We start from the raw sequence: 16493 nt of genomic DNA, 5'->3' as shown, positions 1-16493 counted from the left end.
TAAATTAAAAGTAGTACCCTTTATTTTTGACCTAAACTTATAAAAATATTAAATTCCACTTAATATTTTACCATATTATGTTATTTATTTCAAATGTTTTTAGGGTGTGTGGGCGTTCTTATTATTAGTTAATCGTCACTTGACTGCCTTGAATATCAATTTTACCATCTAATTTGATTTTACTACCTTTGCACTTCATTTCAATCGCTTTTTTAGCATCCATTTTAATCTTTTTCTTACTACTTACTTTAATGTTATGCTTACTCAATAGTTCAATTCCATTTTCTTCATTAATTTTAATTAATACTTGCTCCTCTTTACCTGTAATAACTATTTCTTTCTCTTTAAAAGCTATTTCTTTGCCATATTTAGTTCTAAAATATTTAATCTTAGGGTCTCCTACTTTATCACTACCCTTAATCTCTTTACGCAGCGCAGTACTAATTATTGCATTTTTTTCATGTTCATCAGGCAAATACAAAAGAACATGATCTTTTTTTTCAGGCATAGTATAAAAACCTGTATCTCCCTCAGAAGTATAATCAGTACAATATTTAAATAAAATCGCCTTAGACTTGTCTTGTTTTTCGTCAATCTCAAGGTGTACTTTGATTTGGTCTTGTTTCACTTCTAAAACCTTACCCAAAATACTTAAACCAATTAGCTTAGAATTAATTATTTCTTTAATAGCTAATCCTTTTTTTCTTACCATATTATAATCACCAATTAAATTACCACCTTTAATTGATAAATGAATCGTTTTAACGTACAACTCTTGATTACTAAATTTAACCTTCGTACCTACAGCTAAATTTTGAATTTTATTTATATCTCTAATCTGTAATGTATAATTAACAAAATCTTTATCCTTAACATCTTCTTGATAATTTTCTTTGATTTCTTGAGAAGTCTTTAATTTTTTACTAACTTGATAGTCTATATCTTCTATCTTGACTGTTTTTTACCTTTTGGTACACCAAAGTAGAATCTGATTCCGTCACCTGAACTATCAGGCACAAGGCCAGTACTAAAGCGAGACGCTATACGCTGCAAAAACTCCCAATCTGTCTCCTGATACTGCAAAAATAAATTTTCTTTAGTCTCTCCCTGCGAAGCTTTCTCTTTAAAATCAACTTTAGAATAGGATTTAACAACTTTATTGATCCACTTTTTATAGGGAATACCGGTTTCTTGAAAAGAAAAACTTTTCTTCTTAATATCCAAGTTATAAGTAGCTGAAATACCATTTACCTGGATAAAATAATTATTCTTTCTAGTTTTTAATTGAATTTCCTCTACTAGCCCCTTGAAAATAACAACACCTGTTTCTTTGATTTTAACTGTAATCGGCTTACCCACAGTAGTAGACTTGATATATTTCTCTCTCTGCTTATCAGAGATTAACCCACTAATTTGTAATTGGTCATGTCTATTTACTTCTTTTTGAATATCTAATTCATATAATTGCTCAAATTCAAATTCCTCTACTATAACTCCACCTTGATTTGCTATTTTTTCATTTTTCAAATCTTCCCCTCCTTAACTAATTATTTCCATTAAGCACAATTATATTTTAGTACAACTTAAAGTTTTTTTCAATAGTTAAAATTAAATAATTTACTCTTTCTTTATCTTTTTATGATTATCAGTCATCTTATTATCCCCTCCAAAAAATAATAAATGAGACAGCAGAATTTCTCCCACTGGCTCAGTCTGATATTCTTTCTTCTCTAGCATCTTCATCATGGCTCAATACTTCTAGAGATTCGGTAGCTTCTTTCAGCTCTGCAACTCTTTCCTCAATCATTTCTACCACCTCACTATCAGAACTCTTGAGAAATAATAACCAGGGTATTAAATCATCTTGAATCTCATCTACACTCTTTATTTCTTGATACTGAGTTTCATCAAATTCAGTCAATTCGCTGTTTGTTTCTTATCTATTCTAGCCTTAACAATATTTAATCAACAATAAATTTCAATCCAGAAAAATATTCTTCTATCCCCTTATAAATAGCTTCGACTAGTTGATTTTGATAATTATCATTTTGCAGTCTTGTTCTATCTTGGTGATTACTGAAAAAACCAACTTCTACAATTACCCCCGGGGTTTTTTTTGCCTTCAAAACATAAAGATCAGGTCTCTTTTTGGGTTTATGAATAGGAAAGGAGGTCTGCAATTTATTCAAATGTTGTTGTAAGGTAGTAGCAATTACTCTGTTCTGAGGATGCCTATCAGAATATAGTACCATTGGCCCTTGAGCCTCTCTCTGTTGTGCTCTATAATCTACATGCAAACTAATGAATAGATCAGCTTTAGATTGATTTATAATATCTACTCTTGCTTTCAAATCTCGGGTATGACGGCTAGAAGACCATTGGTTCAAGTGATCTAAGGCAGTATCTTTAGTACGCGTCATAATTACTTGCACTTTATTATGCTGTTCTAAATGTTCTTTTAATAGTAAAGCAATCTCTAAATTTATATCTTTTTCTAATAGTTCTCCTACATTTGTCCCGCCATCTATTCCTCCATGACCAGGGTCAATTACTATTATTCTTTTATGGGCCAAAGGTTTAGTAGTCTCTATTACAAAATTTAGAGTGGCTGCTTGAAAAAAGAACATAATAAAACAAATGATAAATAATAAAATATAAAATAACTTTTTAGACATTATCACCAACATAAGTTTCACTCCTAAATAAAATAATTTAATCTATTTTATTCAAGACCAGATTAATTTATAAATAATTTAAAATTAAAAAGATCCCTAGACTATAAAATGACCTAGGGATCAACTTCTAATTATTTATCATCTACACTCTACTGTTCATCTTGATTATATTTTTCTTTATCCTCAACAGCAAGTTCAGCAAATTCTTCAGCTATCTCGTCATCATCTTCTCCAGGAAATACATCTTCATTATCTGATTCAGGCAATCCTAAGTCCCCTTCATTCAAGTCATCATCTTTTTCAATATCACCTGCTACTAACTCATCTGCTAGCTCTTCTTCAACTTCCGATGGTGTAAATAAATTATTAACATTCATCTCTGAAGAATCCATATTTTCTTCCGCACTTTCATTTTGTTCAATATCATCATTTATCAATTCTTCTGCTATTTCTTGATCAGTCACTTTATATTCTTCATTTACATCTCGTTTTGGATCATGCTTTCTACTTCTTTTTTTAGTTCTCCGATTTTTTTCTTTGTCATCTGCCATTTTATCATCCCCCTCTCACACTTTATTTTGAAATTATTAATAAGAAATAATTCATGGTAATTAGTGGAGAAAATAATTTTTTGCAAAAAAATAAAAAAAGCCACCCCTTGATTTGGAGTAGCTCCTCGTAATCTAAGTTTATTTTTTTATACTACTAGTTAAATATTCAATAAAATCTCCTACTTCATCTACTATTTTTTCTGGTTGCTCTAAATTTTCTTCAATCTGTCTAATAATCGCACTACCGACTATCGCTCCATCAGCAAAATCAGTTACTGCTTCTACATGTTCAGGTTTTGAAATACCAAATCCAACAGCTATTGGCGTATCAGTGAATTCTCTTAATTGTTCAACTTTTTCCTCAATTTCGTTAGAAATCTCTGCTCTAGCTCCTGTAGTTCCAGGCGTTGAAACTGCATAAATAAACCCTTGCGACTTTTGGGCTACAGTTCTAACGCGACTTGGTTTACTAGTTGTAGTTACCAAGGAAATAATATCTAAATTTTGTGCTAAACTTCTCAATTCCTCATCTTCTCCAATCGGCAGGTCAGGAATGATCGTCCCATCAACACCTACTTTTTCACACTGCTGCACAAACTTCTCTACTCCATATTTAAAAACAAGATTATAGTAACCCATCAATACTAGTGGTACTTCACTTTCTTCTCTAATTTCTGCAACTAACTCAAATATATCATCTAAATTAGTATTATGTTCTAGACTTCTTTTCCCTGCTTTCTTAATTGTCGGTCCATCTGCTAACGGCGTAGAATAAGGTAACCCTATTTCTATAATATCTGCTCCTCTTTGTTCAGCTTCTAATACTAATTCTTTAGTGGTTTTTAAATCAGGGTCTCCTGCCATTAAGAATGGGATAAAAGCTTTTTTTCCTTTCTCTTGTAATTGATTAAACACTTTAGAAATTCTACTCATTTTCTCACCTCGCGAAATATTATTATAGTTAAGCAGTAAGACAGTTAAAGTCAAAAAGCACAATCAAAAAATAAACAATCTCAAAATAGTACAGTTCCTGCCCCCGCTATTAATCTTCTAAATCAATATCCATCTTTTCTCTACAAGCCCTAGCGGGCTTTCCGTGATTAGATAGTTTATCTTAATACCAAAATTGCATTTTATGATCGCTATTAATTCTCTAGATCTATATCCATCTTTTCCCTACAAGTCCTAGCGGACTTTCCGTGATTAGACAATTTATCTTTGTTTCATAGTTTTATTCTGGGAACATTATTAATCTTCTAACTCGATATCCATCTTTTCCGCGACGGTATAAACATCTTTGTCTCCGCGGCCGGATAAATTCATAATAATCACTTGGTCTTTATCCAATTCCGGGGCCAATTTCATGACCTGCGCTACTGCATGAGAACTCTCTAAAGCCGGAATAATCCCTTCGGTTTCTGATAATAGTTGAAAAGCTTCAATTGCTTCTTCATCAGTTACTCCTACATATTCTGCTCGCCCTAATTCTTTCAAATGACTGTGTTCGGGGCCAACACCTGGGTAATCTAATCCAGCTGAAATAGAATAAACCGGCATAATCTGTCCCGCTTCATCTTGCAAGACATAAGTTTTAAATCCGTGGATAACACCAGGTTCTCCTTTAGTCATTGTCGCAGCATGCTCTTCAGTATCAACGCCCTTACCTGCAGCTTCTGCCCCAATCATTTTAACATCTTCATCATCAATAAATTCATGGAATAAACCAATTGCATTACTACCGCCACCAATACAAGCTACTAAATAATCAGGTAGTTTACCTTCTGCTTCTAAAATCTGTTCTCTAGCTTCTTTACCAATTACTGATTGGAAGTCACGTACCATAGTTGGATAGGGGTGAGGGCCAACTGCAGAACCTAACAAATAGAAAGTATCCTCTACGTTTTCTGCCCAATGCTGAATAGCAGCATCTACAGCATCACTCAAAGTAGCTGTTCCTTCAGTTACCGGATTAACTTTAGCTCCTAACAGTTTCATTCGGAATACATTTAGAGCTTGTCTCTCTACATCCTCTTGGCCCATGAAAATTTCACAGTCCATACCAAACATAGCTGCTGCTGTAGCAGTTGCCACACCATGCTGACCTGCTCCTGTTTCAGCAATAATCTTTTCTTTACCCATCTTATCAGCCAATAATATCTGACCTAAGGTATTATTTATTTTATGAGCTCCCATGTGATTCAAGTCTTCACGCTTTAAATAAATTTTAGCTCCACCTAGTTTTTTAGTTAGTCTTTCTGCATAATACAACGGATTAGGACGACCGACATATTCCTTTAAATAGTATTCAAACTCTTCTCTAAATTCAGGTGTATCTTTATATTTTAAGTAAGCCTCCTCTAACTCTTCTAATGCTGGAACCAATAGTTCTGGAACATACTGTCCACCAAACTCACCAAATTGACCATTATTATTTTCTTTTCCCATTTGCAACCCCCCCGTTTTATTTAGTTAAGCAGTTTATCAGTCTGACAGTTAAACAGTTGAAATCAAAACATAAATTCAAAACCAGGTAATACCGCATAAAATACAAACCCTAGACTTGGCAATGCCAAGTCTCTACATACAATATCTATATTCATTGTTATTGTTTTACTGTCTCCTCATCACTCATCACTGATTACTATTTACTATTCTTACTGTCTTTCATTGTGTAAACGTCTTTATCACCGCGACCTGATAAATTAACAATTATTACTTGCTCTTCATCCAATTCCGGGGCCAACTTCACAGCCTGCGCTATAGCATGAGAACTCTCTAAAGCTGGAATAATCCCCTCAACCTCTGATAATAATTTAAATGATTCAACAGCTTCTTGGTCGGTAATACTTACATATTCAGCCCGACCTAACTCTTTAAAATAGCTGTGTTCAGGGCCCACACCTGGATAATCTAAGCCGGCCGAAATAGAATGAGCATGTTCAATCTGACCATAATCATCCTGTAAAACATAACTCTTCGAACCATGTAAAATCCCAGGACTTCCTTCTGATAGGGTAGCTGCATGTTTACCTGTTTCCACACCTTTACCTGCAGCTTCAGCGCCAATCATCTTTACCTCTTCATCATCTCTAAATTCATGGAATAACCCCATCGCATTACTACCACCACCAACACAGGCTACTAAATAATCAGGCAGTTTACCTTCTGCTTCTAGAATCTGTTCTTTAGCTTCTTTACCAATTACTGATTGAAAATCTCGCACAATAGTCGGATAAGGATGCGGTCCTGCTACTGTACCAAATAGATACATTGTATCATCTAATCTTTCTAGCCAACTCTTGAACGCAACATTAATAGCATCACTTAAAGTAGCAGTTCCTTCATCAACAGGCGTTACTGTAGCACCTAATAATCTCATTCTAAATACATTTAAGGACTGCCGCTCGACATCTTCACGCCCCATAAAAATTTCACAATCCATACCAAACATTGCTGCTGCCGTAGCAGTTGCCACGCCGTGCTGACCGGCTCCTGTTTCAGCTATAATTCTATCTTTACCCATTTTATCAGCCAATAAGATCTGACCTAAGGTATTATTTATTTTATGAGCTCCCATATGATTTAAATCTTCTCGTTTTAAATAAATTTTAGCTCCATCTAGTTTTTTAGTTAATCTTTCAGCATAATATAAGGGATTAGGACGACCTACATATTCTTTTAAATAATATTCAAACTCTTCTTTGAATTCTGGATCATCTTTATACTTTTCATAAGCTTCCTCTAATTCTTCTAAAGCCGGAATTAATAACTCCGGTACATACTGCCCACCAAAATCACCAAATTTATCTGCAAAACTCATCTCAGCTCAACTCCTCTTGTTTTTTGCTATTTATTAATTGTTTTTTCTTTTCTATCTTTATTTCTCTTTTCTTTGATTTTAATGTTTGTTTTTAATAAATATGAATGCAACTACATCATAATAAACCTAGACTTGGCGATGCCAAGTCTCTACATATTATCTTAAATTGCTAATGCTATACTAATTGTTATTATTTTAATATCCTTCACTCTTTTTAGCATTATGAATAAATCTTTTGACCTTACGATAATTTTTCTTACCGGCTCTTAATTCTACTCCACTACTAACATCAACTCCTGCCGGATTAACTTTTTCAATTGCCTGATTCACATTATCAGGTTTCAATCCGCCGGCCAAAAAGATTGGCCCATATTTTTTAGCTTCTATAGCTAAATCCCAGTTAAAAGTTTCTCCCGTACCACCTATTTTATCAGGGTCATAAGTATCAAGCAGATATTTATCTACATCATATTTTTTTAAATCTTCTAAACTTTCTTGGTCCTTAATCGAAAAAGCTTTGAGTATCGGTCTCTCTATCTTTTGACAATAACTTGGGGATTCAGAACCATGTAACTGAATATAATCCAAATCACAGTCTGCTGCTATTTGCTGCACATTAGATAGATCATGGTCAGCAAATACTCCTACTGTAGCAGCATCCCCTTTTAAATTATCTGTAATATCCCGCACTTCCTTTAAAGTTACTTGCCTGGGACTAGAAGCAAATATAAAACCTATTAAGTCTGCACCAAAGTCAACTGCTGTCTGAGCATCAGCAAGATTAGTTAATCCACAAATTTTAACCTGCACAGTATCAGCCATTTTATTTTACTCCCTTTTAAATAAATAGTCATTTCCTCAACCAATTAATTCTTTAACTTTATCACTAATATTATTACTCCGCATCAAAGCTTCTCCTACCAAAACACCATCAATCTCATGTTCAGCTAATAAATTAATATCAGAACGATCCTTAATCCCACTTTCACTAATCACTACTTTGTCATCAGAAATTAAACGTTTAAGTCCTAGAGTTGTAGCTAAATCAACTTCAAAAACTTTTAAATCTCGATTATTAATTCCAATAATATCTGCATCAACATCTAATGCCATTTCTAATTCCTTCCGGTTATGAACTTCTAACAATACATCTAAATCTAATTCCTGGGCAATATCTAAATATTCTTTTAATTCTTCTCCCTCTAAAATAGCAGCAATTAATAATATTGCATCAGCACCATAAGCCCGAGCTTGATATATTTGATAGGGGTCAATAATAAAATCTTTTCTTAATAATGGCAATTCTACTTCCTCTTTTACCCCTGCTAAATAACTTAATTCCCCCTGAAAAAAATCTTGGTCTGTTAAAACAGATAAAGCACTTGCTCCTGCCTGCTGATACTCTGCAGCAATTTGCAGTGGATTAAAGTCTTCTTTAATTACTCCTTTAGAAGGAGATGCTTTCTTTATTTCCGCTATTAAACTTATTCCACCCTGCTTTAATGACTGCTTAAAATCTCTAGTCTCTCCTGCCTGATTAATTTTATTTTTTAATTGCTCTAAACTTTCAGTTTTCTTATCCTGTTCTACTACTTGCTTCTTCTGTTCCACTATCTCATCTAAAATCACTTTCTTCTCTCCTCCTCGATAATACAATGTAAAATTGATAACTTATAATTGACAATTCAAATTCAAAACACTAGACTTGGCGATGCCAAGTCTCTACATAATATTGATTAACCGGCATTCATTAATTAATGTCTGAATATATTTTTCTTTTCTAATTAATGGTTTTATATTGATTACTAACTTTGATCAATTGATTTAACTTCTTAAATGCTGCTCCTTGGTCAATCACTTCAGCCGCCAATTGAACTCCAGCTTCTAAATCTTCTACTTTTCCTGCTGCCGCTAAAGCTGCTGCTGCATTTAATAATACAATATCTCGTTTTGGCCCTTCTTTACCGCTTAATATATCTCGAGTAATTTGAGCATTTTCTTCTGGACCGCCCCCACTGATATCTTCTTGCTTAGCTTCTGTTAAGCCTATATCACTAGGATTAAGATAATAAGTTTCAACTCCACCATCTTTTAAACGACTAATCTTAGTTTTTCCTACTGTTGATAATTCATCTAACCCAACTAAACCATGGACCACAAAAGCTGATTCTACATTTAAATTGTTTAATGCATGAGCAATAGGCTCTGTTAAATCTGGGTCATAGACTCCTAGCAATTGAATTGGAGCCTTCGCAGGATTAGTTAAAGGTCCTAATAGATTAAAAATAGTCCGAATTCCTATTTCTTTTCTCGGGCCAATAGCATGTTTCATTGCTTTATGAAAAGTAGGTGCATATAAAAAACCAATTCCGATTTCATCAATACACTCTCCTACTTGGTCAGGGGTTAAATCCAAATTAACTCCTAATGTTTCTAATACATCGGCACTGCCGCTCTTACTGGAAACTGAACGATTACCATGCTTAGCTATCGGCATTCCCGCTCCCGCTACTACAAAAGTAGTCGTTGTAGAAATATTAAAAGTATCCAATTTATCTCCACCAGTCCCTACAATGTCTACTAGTCTATCTTGATTAGTCTTAATTGGAGCTGCCTTTTCTCTCATCACACGTGCTGCTCCAGTTATTTCTGAGATTGTTTCTCCTTTCATTCTTAAAGCTGTAATATATCCAGCAATTTGAGCGTCTGTAGCTTCGCCACTCATAATCATATTCATCATTTTTTGACTCTCTTCAACTGACAAGTTCTGACCAGCAATTACCTTTTCGATTTCTCTTCTCATCTCATCTCAACTCCCCGTTAGTATTAGTAATTAGTAACAAGTGATCAGTAAAGAGTTAAAAATAAAAAACACTACCTCTTAAATTAATCGCTTCCTTTAATAGTTTATTTTTTCTTACTTTTATTTTTCTCTAATCACTGACCTTTTCTCTTTACTCTCTTCTCTTTTACTTATTACTAATTTCTCATCACTCTTTTCTTTTTACTAGTTACTTATTTTAAATAATTTTTTAAAGCTTTAAAAAATTATTTAAAATTTCTTTACCGTGTTCTGTCATAATTGATTCTGGATGAAATTGCACTCCATATAAATCCTGTTCTTCATCTGCTATACTCATCATTAAGCCCTCATCTGTTCTGGATGTAATTGCAAAATTAGGGGCTAAACTCTTCTCAGCTAAAACTAAAGAATGGTACCGAGTTGCTTTAAAATTATCAATCCCTTTTAAAATATTCTCATCTTCAGTTACAATATTAGCCGTCTTACCATGAACTAATTCTGGAGCCTTAACAACTTTTCCTCCATAAGCTGCCCCAATTGTTTGATGACCTAAACAAACACCCAAAATTGGAATTTCTCCAGCTAATTCTTTAACTACAGCTAATGAGATCCCAGCATCTTCAGGTCTCCCAGGCCCCGGAGAAATTACTATTTTATCAGGATTCAGCTCTTTTATTTCTTCAATAGTTACCTCATTATTACGCTTTACTTTAATCTCATAACCTAACTCTCCAATATATTGCACTAAATTATAAGTGAAAGAATCATAGTTATCAATTACTAATATCAAGTTCTCCACCACCTTCAGCCAATCTAACAGCTTCTAATAAAGCACTAGCCTTATTTAAAGTTTCTTCATACTCTGACTCAGGATCTGAATCAGCCACAATTCCTGCTCCCGCCTGCACATAAGCCTTATCATCTTTAGTTAAAATAGTTCTAATGGTAATACAGCTATCTAAATTACCAGAATAACTAAAGTAACCAATGCTACCAGCATAAGGTCCACGTCGTGTCGGCTCTAATTCATCAATAATCTCCATGGCTCTAATTTTAGGAGCACCTGAAACTGTTCCCGCCGGAAAACAGGCTTCTAAAGCAGAATAAATATCGTCATCACTGCTTAATTCTCCTGTCACATTAGAAACTAAATGCATCACATGAGAATAATATTCAACTTCCATTAATTCAGTTACATCTACTGTCCCATATTCACTCACGCGACCGATATCATTGCGACCTAAATCAACTAACATTGTATGCTCTGCTCTCTCTTTTTCATCAGTTAATAAATCCTGGGCTAATTCTTGGTCTTCAGCTTGGTTGCTACCTCTTTTTCTAGTTCCAGCAATTGGTCTCGTTTCTACTTTTTCTTCTTCAGCTCTGACTAATAATTCTGGAGAAGAACCTACTAATTCAAAATCTCCAAAATTAAGATAATACATATAAGGAGAGGGATTCAATCTTCTTAACTCCCGATAAATTGAAAAGGGTTCACTCTCAATTTCTACCTCTAAGCGTTGCGAGAAAACTGTTTGAAAAGTATCCCCTGCCTCAATATAGTCTTTAATAGTTTCAATACTGTTCATGAATTTTGCTTTACTCATATTAGATTGAGCTACTAAATCTTTAGGTTGCTGTCCATTATTCTGTTTTGGTACTGGCTGCTCTAGTTTTTCAATTACTTCTTCAATCTTTTTAATTCCCTCTTGATAGTCTTGTTCAGGATTATCTCCTACTTTAACATTAGTCACAACTTTCATATTATGATGTAGGTGATCGAAGATTAATACTGTATCACTGAGTACAAATAACATCTCCGGCACTTCTAAATCATCTTCATTAGTTTGAGGAATCTTTTCAAAGTATTGAATAGCATCATAACCTAAATATCCTACAGCCCCACCATAAAATAAAGGTAAATCTTCTATTTCTATTGCTTGGTACTGTTCTAATATTTCTTCTAAATCATCCACTGGATTTTCAGTACTCTTATTCTTAGTGATATTCCCCTCTTCATCTTCTACTTGCAATTGATTGTCTTTGCAGCGAACTACACCATGATAATCAATTCCAATAAACGAATAACGTCCCACTTGCTGTCCTTGCTCCACACTTTCTAATAAATAGGAGTAATCACCATCTCCTAATTTCATAAAGGCTGAAACAGGAGTTTCTAAATCGGCTGATAACTCTTTATAAATAGGAACTAAATCTCCTTGTGTACTTAGCTCTCTAAATTCTGCTTGACTTGGCTTATACATAATAACTCACTCTTTTCTCGGCTAAACTCATCTCAACTCAACCTGCTTATAAAAACCTATGCAAAACTATACATAGACCACAATCATACAGGATTAGATCGTGTTAGGTATAATCGCTTGATTATAATCTTCCTTACTGCCCTTAATATTTACAATATCAAGGTACTAGAAAGATACAGGTGTTACCCGTCCCTAAATTTTACATTCTAGGCAAAATCCTTTCTCTATGTGGTGCTTTGCCCTATCTAAACTATTGGAAAATTAATTCTTTTAATCAGGTTATAATTATTAAGCGATCCCCAACAACTTCTTCCTGTATTTGGAATATGCATAGTCTTTGCTATAAGCAGGATTTTCACCACCTTCCTTTTTGATATTTTTAATCAAAGTTTTAATTATATAATCAATTTTGCCCCATTTAGACCATTGAGAACTAGAAATAAAATTCATGAATTTAACTCTGTTTAAATAACTACTCATAACTTGGATTAATTGTTTTGGGATCCGTTCATTAAAACCTAAAGCCCTTCTGCCAATTACTAATGCAGCAGAATTATGAACACTTATCCCAAACTGATGCTGGTATTTATATTTGCCAATGATGCTAGTAAAGGCAGGGTTAACTTTAATAACTTCTATACCTTCACGCTTACATCCCCTCTCTAAAAAAGTCAACAATTTTCTATATACAAATTGATGCGAAATCCTCTCAAATTTCTTATTTCCATACCTGTTGCGTTTAAATTCCAAATCTTCAATTGCTATTGAATATCCTTTATTTTTAATAAATTCAACTACTTCTTTTGCTAATTCACCACAAAGATTAGCCCGCCTATTACCTTTAGCAGAAGTTAATTCAGGATTGGTTATACATTTATGCCATTTATAATTACCTTCTTGGTCAAGACAAGTTAAAGCAAAACCATCTGGGTTAGTGTCTATTCCTATAATTCCTACTTGTTCAGGATTAGCAGATTTAATTTCTGGCGTTTTCTCTTCAATAGTAATATGGACATAATATTGATTATCCTTACGGATAACTTCTACATAATAAGGTTTCTCTTTGCTAACGACATCTAAGACCATACTTTTATAATCTCTACCGTTAACCTTTCCCTCTAAATTCTCTTTTTGCGGTAAATAAAGAGGAATTTTAATATACTCATATCTACTGTTATTTTTCTTGATACTAGTATTAATCCTTAAAAAAATGTTATCCTCTTTATCTAAAACAATGCGCGTATTGAGATTACCTTTTTTAGTTTTATCTCCGCGAGAACAGAATTTATTGTTACGAAGTTCTTTCCATTCTTGATTGGAGATCTTCCCTTCACACCTAGCCTTATAATTTTCTTTCCCTCCAAAAATAACTTTAGGAATAGTACCTTCATTTAAATGTTTTTGATATTCTTCTAACTTACGCTGATATTTATCCAACTTTGTTTTTAAAGCATGGATTTTTTGTTTGGATTTTGCTCTTTTTAATTCTTGTTTAACCTGTTTAACCTTAGATTTATAATTACGGTGATATTCTTTTACTAATTCTTTTTGCGAAGATATAATGCTATCTGCTTTCATAACTGCATCTTTAGCATATCTAGAGTTAAGTTTATATTTACTCTGCAGTAATTTCTCCAAATCACCTTTATTCATTGGATCATAAGCATCAGGCTTTCTACGATTAAAAGCAAATCTGATTGCTGAAGAAAATCTAAGCATAAGGTTATCAAGTTTTTCGCTTTCCTCTGAAGGCATCTCTAGTAATTTAGCTTTAATTGTTGTCTTCATTACTAGCACCTTCTTTATTTATCCCAATCATCTGAGTTCTTTCATATCTTTTCAAATATTTCATTCTATCACCTCTAGATATAGTATATACTACATCTAGATACGGAATTAAAAATTATTTTACCTTAATTTTAATAATTTTACATCAATATTTTGCAACTGCTTAAACCTCCTTTTATTGATTAACAAATCAAAAAAGAGCCAACAGACGTGAGTCCATTGGCCCTTAAAGTACAAAAATTAGGTACACTTCTCCCCTCATCTCGTCTCTAGGCCTTCCCTCATCTCGTCTAATCTCATCTCGTCTCAAATATTAAATTTTCTAAACTATTAACCCTAATCTAAAATGCTATCTAATCTAAACTCTCTATTTCTAATATATCTATATATTTATACTATTCTGATTCCACTTTTCCGTGCTCAGTAATTAACTCTGCCTTTCCTCTAATCTTAATCGCAGAAGTATTCTCTGTGAACTGGGCGACCATAACTTCACCCTTATCTAACTTTTCTGTATGATGAAATTTAGTTTCTTCTCCTCTAGTCAAACCAATAATTGTTACTCCATTTTCTAAAGCTTTTACAACTACATAATCTTCATTAGCCATCATCTCTTCTCACCTCAACTCATCTCGAATTAGTTATCTTTATCATAACGTACAATCCAATTAATGTCAAGATAAAATAGTGAATCTTAGCATAATTATAATTTTTATTTTTTAAACTCCTGTTAGCAAAGGACTATTTTAATTTTTATTGAATTGAATTAATTAGTAAGCTTTTATTATAAATTAAAGATCAATATTACAAGTAGCAAAGGAGTGATCTGATGAAGAAAAATAACAAATTATTACTTTTGTTTTTGTTCATATATCTATTCACCTTCAGTAATAGTATTTTAGCTGCACCAATTGGATGGCGCTTTTGTTCATATGAGCAAGCTAAAAACTCTATTAAAAGGATTAGAGATATTAATATTCAAGATCAAAATGGCAAAACACCATTAATGTGGGCAGCAGGTTATAATAAAGACTATAAAGTTACTGCTTTGTTAATTCAGCAAGGTGCAGAAGTTAACTTAAAGGATGATAATGGATTAACTGCTTTACTTTATGCTGTTAAAAATGGAAACAAGCCATCTGTAGTAAAAGAATTATTAGATGCTGGAGCAAATATTAACTATCAATCACCTAGCGGTAATACTGCTTTAATTTGGGCAGCTAAGAATAATAATTTAGAACTAGCTAAAATTCTAATTGAAGCTAAAGCAGAAACTGATATACACAACAATCAGAATAAAACTGCTGTAGATATAAGTAAAGCAAATAATAATTCTGAATTAAAAAAAGTTTTATTAGATGTTAATAAAACTAAAAATGATAAAGCAAAAGAAAATAATCCCCAATCAAATAAGCAATTAGAGATTATAAAAGATAAACCTAAGCAATCTAAACAACCTAAACCTCAAGAACCTAAAAAGAATAAACAAAAAAATAAAACAACACCATTTAAAAAACGTTCTACTTTTTACGATGGTGTTAGTTATAATAGTTATAGTTTTAATAATAACGAATTAAACCTTCAATCTTCTAGTCAAGGATTAGGAGGATTTGTAGGTTACAAATATTATTTAAAAAGAAATATGGCTTTAGGAGTAGAATTAGAATACCTACAAGATGCTTTACAAAATAATTATTCTTCAATTTCATTTACTAATCTATTTTTAATCTTTGATTATCATTTCTTCTTTGCAGGAGCAGGAATTAATTATACTTTGAGCACTAATTCTAAAAATGCCGGATTAGGTTTCAAAACTGGTCTTAGATTAGAAAAAGAGATTAATAATAGATTAAATTTGAGTACTAGTTTAATCTATAGACAAATACAAAATGAAATCTATGCTACTGAAATTAATTTTAGTAGTTATGGATTACAAGGTGGATTTAATATCAAATTTTAAAAACAAACTCACGGCAAATGCCGTGAGTTTGTTTGTTCTATGTTATTATTTCTCTAATTTTACTTTTGGTGGATTCCAATCAAATTTTTCATACAACTTTTTATTATATTCAACAGCTTCTTCTGCCATATCTTTTCCAAAGAAATGATTATGCATATATGCTACTAAGAATCCACTAGCAACATATACTCCACCATTGCCATCTTCATCTTCCTCAGCAGCTATACCCAATACTAGTCCAGCTAGTATTTCTGATAAATTAAACATAGTCTGAGCATTAGCCTTATGAATTAAATTTTTATTACCCTGCCACTCAATTGGCTTATGAGAAACATAATTAGCTGCAACTTCTGGGCCAAAAACAGGAGTTAATGATAATTCATAAGCAGTTTGGGGATCTTTTTCTTGTACAATCAAATTAATATTACGGTTAATATCAATCCCTTCTTCTTCCTTCTTATCCTCGGCTAAACAACTTCCTGAGACAACAAGCAGTAAAGCTAAACAGATTAAAATAGCTTTTTTCTTCACGTTTTCTCCTCCTTATGTAAATAATAGCATTCGAAATTGATTATACTATAATTTCTATTTATAATCAATGACATTAATATTATTTATTCGTTATTTTTGTT

The 16493-nt window shown here is 32.8% G+C and carries 17 protein-coding genes; 1 reads left to right on the top strand and 16 read right to left on the bottom strand.

Annotated features, from left to right (window positions below):
• Positions 1 to 124 precede the first annotated feature (124 nt).
• From JOC47_RS02145 to mtrB, 15 genes are all read right to left on the bottom strand, one after another.
• Positions 125 to 712, bottom strand: coding sequence for a DUF2345 domain-containing protein (locus JOC47_RS02145; RefSeq protein ID WP_204700327.1), 588 nt, complete (start codon positions 710 to 712; stop codon positions 125 to 127).
• Between the two features lie 233 nt (positions 713 to 945).
• The gene (locus JOC47_RS02140) at positions 946 to 1527 is read right to left on the bottom strand and encodes a hypothetical protein (RefSeq protein ID WP_204700326.1); all 582 of its coding nucleotides are present in this window, start codon (positions 1525 to 1527) and stop codon (positions 946 to 948) included.
• A 181-nt stretch (positions 1528 to 1708) separates the two neighbouring features.
• Positions 1709 to 1921 carry a hypothetical protein gene (locus tag JOC47_RS02135; protein WP_204700325.1) on the bottom strand — a complete coding sequence of 71 codons (213 nt, stop codon included), beginning with the start codon at positions 1919 to 1921 and terminating at the stop codon, positions 1709 to 1711.
• A 40-nt stretch (positions 1922 to 1961) separates the two neighbouring features.
• On the bottom strand, positions 1962 to 2687 hold the full coding sequence (locus JOC47_RS02130; RefSeq protein ID WP_204700324.1) for an N-acetylmuramoyl-L-alanine amidase family protein: 726 nt from the start codon (positions 2685 to 2687) through the stop codon (positions 1962 to 1964).
• A 137-nt stretch (positions 2688 to 2824) separates the two neighbouring features.
• The gene (locus JOC47_RS02125) at positions 2825 to 3226 is read right to left on the bottom strand and encodes a hypothetical protein (RefSeq protein WP_204700323.1); all 402 of its coding nucleotides are present in this window, start codon (positions 3224 to 3226) and stop codon (positions 2825 to 2827) included.
• Positions 3227 to 3364: 138 nt separating this feature from the next.
• Positions 3365 to 4159 carry a tryptophan synthase subunit alpha gene (gene trpA / locus JOC47_RS02120; RefSeq protein WP_204700322.1) on the bottom strand — a complete coding sequence of 265 codons (795 nt, stop codon included), beginning with the start codon at positions 4157 to 4159 and terminating at the stop codon, positions 3365 to 3367.
• Positions 4160 to 4474: 315 nt separating this feature from the next.
• Positions 4475 to 5671, bottom strand: coding sequence for a tryptophan synthase subunit beta (trpB, locus tag JOC47_RS02115; RefSeq protein WP_204700321.1), 1197 nt, complete (start codon positions 5669 to 5671; stop codon positions 4475 to 4477).
• A gap of 196 nt (positions 5672 to 5867) precedes the next feature.
• Positions 5868 to 7046, bottom strand: a complete 1179-nt coding sequence (gene trpB, locus JOC47_RS02110; protein WP_204700320.1) for a tryptophan synthase subunit beta — start codon at positions 7044 to 7046, stop codon at positions 5868 to 5870.
• A 195-nt stretch (positions 7047 to 7241) separates the two neighbouring features.
• On the bottom strand, positions 7242 to 7868 hold the full coding sequence (locus JOC47_RS02105) for a phosphoribosylanthranilate isomerase (protein ID WP_204700319.1): 627 nt from the start codon (positions 7866 to 7868) through the stop codon (positions 7242 to 7244).
• 36 nt (positions 7869 to 7904) lie between these two features.
• A complete protein-coding gene (gene trpC, locus JOC47_RS02100) occupies positions 7905 to 8675 on the bottom strand; it encodes an indole-3-glycerol phosphate synthase TrpC (protein ID WP_204700318.1) in 771 nt (256 codons plus the stop codon).
• Between the two features lie 151 nt (positions 8676 to 8826).
• The gene (trpD, locus tag JOC47_RS02095) at positions 8827 to 9849 is read right to left on the bottom strand and encodes an anthranilate phosphoribosyltransferase (protein WP_204700317.1); all 1023 of its coding nucleotides are present in this window, start codon (positions 9847 to 9849) and stop codon (positions 8827 to 8829) included.
• A gap of 229 nt (positions 9850 to 10078) precedes the next feature.
• Positions 10079 to 10648 carry an anthranilate synthase component II gene (locus tag JOC47_RS02090; protein ID WP_338035302.1) on the bottom strand — a complete coding sequence of 190 codons (570 nt, stop codon included), beginning with the start codon at positions 10646 to 10648 and terminating at the stop codon, positions 10079 to 10081.
• A complete protein-coding gene (gene trpE / locus JOC47_RS02085) occupies positions 10623 to 12113 on the bottom strand; it encodes an anthranilate synthase component I (protein WP_204700315.1) in 1491 nt (496 codons plus the stop codon). Before trpE ends, JOC47_RS02090 begins: the two co-directional genes overlap by 26 nt.
• A 288-nt stretch (positions 12114 to 12401) precedes the next feature.
• Positions 12402 to 13901: an SSO2105 N-terminal domain-containing protein gene (locus JOC47_RS02080; RefSeq protein ID WP_204700314.1), complete on the bottom strand. Its 1500-nt coding sequence runs from the start codon at positions 13899 to 13901 to the stop codon at positions 12402 to 12404.
• Positions 13902 to 14296: 395 nt separating this feature from the next.
• Positions 14297 to 14512 carry a trp RNA-binding attenuation protein MtrB gene (mtrB, locus tag JOC47_RS02075; protein ID WP_204700313.1) on the bottom strand — a complete coding sequence of 72 codons (216 nt, stop codon included), beginning with the start codon at positions 14510 to 14512 and terminating at the stop codon, positions 14297 to 14299.
• A gap of 218 nt (positions 14513 to 14730) precedes the next feature.
• Between mtrB and JOC47_RS02070 the strand changes: the two genes are divergently transcribed.
• Complete coding sequence (locus tag JOC47_RS02070; RefSeq protein ID WP_204700312.1) at positions 14731 to 15861, top strand: ankyrin repeat domain-containing protein; 1131 nt, start codon at positions 14731 to 14733, stop codon at positions 15859 to 15861.
• Positions 15862 to 15906: 45 nt separating this feature from the next.
• Here the strand turns inward: JOC47_RS02070 and JOC47_RS02065 are convergent, their stop codons facing one another.
• Positions 15907 to 16392, bottom strand: a complete 486-nt coding sequence (locus JOC47_RS02065) for a hypothetical protein (protein ID WP_204700311.1) — start codon at positions 16390 to 16392, stop codon at positions 15907 to 15909.
• Between the last annotated feature and the right edge of the window lie 101 nt (positions 16393 to 16493).

The sequence above is a fragment of the Halanaerobacter jeridensis genome (assembly GCF_016908315.1).
Lineage (GTDB): Bacteria > Bacillota > Halanaerobiia > Halobacteroidales > Halobacteroidaceae > Halanaerobacter > Halanaerobacter jeridensis.
This window is presented reverse-complemented; position numbering and strand designations above follow the sequence as displayed.

Coding starts and splice junctions, on each gene's coding strand:
- trpE (WP_204700315.1), bottom strand. CDS start 12,113: ATGTATAAGCCAAGTCAAGCAGAATTTAGAGAGCTAAGTACACAAGGA.
- JOC47_RS02145 (WP_204700327.1), bottom strand. CDS start 712: ATGGTAAGAAAAAAAGGATTAGCTATTAAAGAAATAATTAATTCTAAG.
- trpD (WP_204700317.1), bottom strand. CDS start 9,849: ATGAGAAGAGAAATCGAAAAGGTAATTGCTGGTCAGAACTTGTCAGTT.
- JOC47_RS02125 (WP_204700323.1), bottom strand. CDS start 3,226: ATGGCAGATGACAAAGAAAAAAATCGGAGAACTAAAAAAAGAAGTAGA.
- JOC47_RS02080 (WP_204700314.1), bottom strand. CDS start 13,901: ATGAAGACAACAATTAAAGCTAAATTACTAGAGATGCCTTCAGAGGAA.
- trpA (WP_204700322.1), bottom strand. CDS start 4,159: ATGAGTAGAATTTCTAAAGTGTTTAATCAATTACAAGAGAAAGGAAAA.
- JOC47_RS02130 (WP_204700324.1), bottom strand. CDS start 2,687: ATGTTGGTGATAATGTCTAAAAAGTTATTTTATATTTTATTATTTATC.
- JOC47_RS02105 (WP_204700319.1), bottom strand. CDS start 7,868: ATGGCTGATACTGTGCAGGTTAAAATTTGTGGATTAACTAATCTTGCT.
- trpB (WP_204700321.1), bottom strand. CDS start 5,671: ATGGGAAAAGAAAATAATAATGGTCAATTTGGTGAGTTTGGTGGACAG.
- mtrB (WP_204700313.1), bottom strand. CDS start 14,512: ATGATGGCTAATGAAGATTATGTAGTTGTAAAAGCTTTAGAAAATGGA.
- JOC47_RS02070 (WP_204700312.1), top strand. CDS start 14,731: ATGAAGAAAAATAACAAATTATTACTTTTGTTTTTGTTCATATATCTA.
- trpB (WP_204700320.1), bottom strand. CDS start 7,046: ATGAGTTTTGCAGATAAATTTGGTGATTTTGGTGGGCAGTATGTACCG.